We start from the raw sequence: 2,125 nt of genomic DNA, 5'->3' as shown, positions 1-2,125 counted from the left end.
TAATAAGCTGGATGATTTTCTTCAGGTTGATAGTCAGTTGCCATAGCCAAACTAAGTTGATTAATGTTATAATTGTTCTGCATTATTATGTATATCCTTTCGAGGGTATTGAAGGCATCGAGGGTCAGTCGATGCCTTTTTCTTTTTTCAACATATCTATATTTTAAAGGAAAACGGAGCTGAATGAAATCCGAAGATTTCATCCAACTCCGTTTATTATTAGGGACTTATGTCACAGCCCCCTAAGCTTAGTCTGTTTTAAATACTTCTTGACAGTAATTGTTAATTCCATGTACAATGACGGCAATAACCAAAGATGAAGAAGTAATTTTAGTAGTAAGCGGTTGGACATTTAGGAAGTAAGTGGTAACTGTAAACTTGCCAATGCCGTTGTACGAATTACACTTACGGAGTCTTTCAGTATTTGAACGGATCGTCTCGTTATCGACTAGAGTGGTAGCTTTTTAGCTGCAAATCAAGGTGGTAACGCGGTAAATCGTCCCTGACTTCATCGACTGAAGTTGGGGATTTTTTTGTATCCGAGAATTTTATGGAGGTAAACATGGATATTCTTAATGAATTAGAATGGCGTGGCGCTATTAACCAAGTTACAGACGAAGAAGGTTTACGCAAATTAACATCAGAAGATAAAATTTCCCTTTACTGTGGAACAGATCCAACCGGGGATAGTCTTCATATTGGGCACTTAATTCCATTTATGATTTTGAAACGATTCCAATTAGCTGGCCACCACCCAGTAATTATTATTGGGGGAGGAACGGGTGCAATTGGTGATCCATCCGGTCGAAAGTCAGAACGGCAGCTTCAAACAATGGATCAAGTTCACCATAACGAAGAAGCGTTAACTGCTCAAATGAAGAAATTGTTTGGTACTGAAAACTTCACGATTGTAAACAACTATGAATGGTTATCAAAGATTAGTTTATTAGACTTCCTTCGCGACTACGGTAAACTATTTAATATCAATACCATGTTAAATAAGGAAGTAGTAGCAAGTCGACTAGATGCTGGTATTTCATTTACTGAGTTCACTTACCAGATTCTTCAATCAGTCGATTTTCTTCATCTTTACCGTCACAATGATGTGCAATTACAGATTGGTGGATCCGATCAGTGGGGAAATATCACTGCCGGAATTGATTTGATTCATAAGGTTGAAGGACCAGATACTAAGGTTTACGGACTTACCATTCCATTAATGCTCAAAGCTGATGGGACTAAATTTGGGAAGACCGCGGGTGGTGCAATTTGGCTTGACCCAGAAAAGACTTCTCCATACGAATTTTATCAATTCTGGATTAACCAAGATGACCGTGATGTTATTAAATATTTGAAGTACTTTACATTCTTATCAAAAGAAGAAATTGATGATTTGGCAGAAAAAGTTGAGAAAGAACCATGGAAGCGGGAAGCTCAACGTCGCTTAGCCCAAGAAGTAACTAAATTTGTTCATGGTCAAGAAGCAGTTGAAGAAGCAGAACGGATTAGTAAAGCATTGTTCTCTGGGGATGTAGCCGATCTTTCCGTTGCAGAAATTGAACAAGGCTTTAAGAATATGCCTTCAGTAAATGTAGAAAACAAGAAAGAAAATATTGTTATTTGGTTAACTGATAATGGTATTGAACCTTCGCGTCGTCAAGCTCGGCAGGATGTATCAAGTGGGGCTATCAGAATTAATGGTGAAAAAATTGATGATGTCGATGCTGAGATTGATCCCCAAGCGCATTTTGATGGTAAGTTTGTAATTGTCCGAAAGGGTAAGAAGCACTATTACTTAGCTCGCGTAAAATAAACTAGACCAATTATTAGTAAATACGTTCTTAAAAGATAATTTAAGGGCGTATTTTTATTTTTAGATATAAAAAATAATTTTTCTTATTTTAAAAATAAAAAAGTTCAAATTTAAAAAATAAATTCAAAAAAAGTATTGACGAAGGAATGAAATCCATGTATAGTAGTTATCGTTGTCAAAACAGTTAAGTGCTGTTGAGATGGTTTGATAAAAAAGTTAAAAATAATTGTTGACATCTACTTGACGACATGATATATTAATAAAGTTGCTGATTGAGTTATCGATCAAAGAAATTTGAAATTAATTAAAATT

The 2,125-nt window shown here is 35.7% G+C and carries 2 protein-coding genes; one reads left to right on the top strand and one right to left on the bottom strand.

The genetic code is table 11. From position 1 onward, the window contains the following. On the bottom strand, positions 1-203 hold a 203-nt coding region (locus tag H5R88_RS09600; protein WP_220477592.1), incomplete at its 3' end, for a hypothetical protein. A 359-nt stretch (positions 204-562) separates the two neighbouring features. On the opposite strand from H5R88_RS09600, the gene tyrS reads away from it, so the two are divergent. Continuing rightward, positions 563-1,813, top strand: coding sequence for a tyrosine--tRNA ligase (gene tyrS / locus H5R88_RS06790; RefSeq protein ID WP_182600585.1), 1,251 nt, complete (start codon positions 563-565; stop codon positions 1,811-1,813). The last annotated feature ends 312 nt before the right edge of the window (positions 1,814-2,125 follow it).

This window comes from Limosilactobacillus agrestis (assembly GCF_014145585.1).
GTDB classification, from domain to species: Bacteria; Bacillota; Bacilli; order Lactobacillales; family Lactobacillaceae; genus Limosilactobacillus; species Limosilactobacillus agrestis.
The sequence above is the reverse complement of the archived record's forward strand: the minus strand, read 5'-3'. Positions and strand labels throughout refer to the sequence as shown.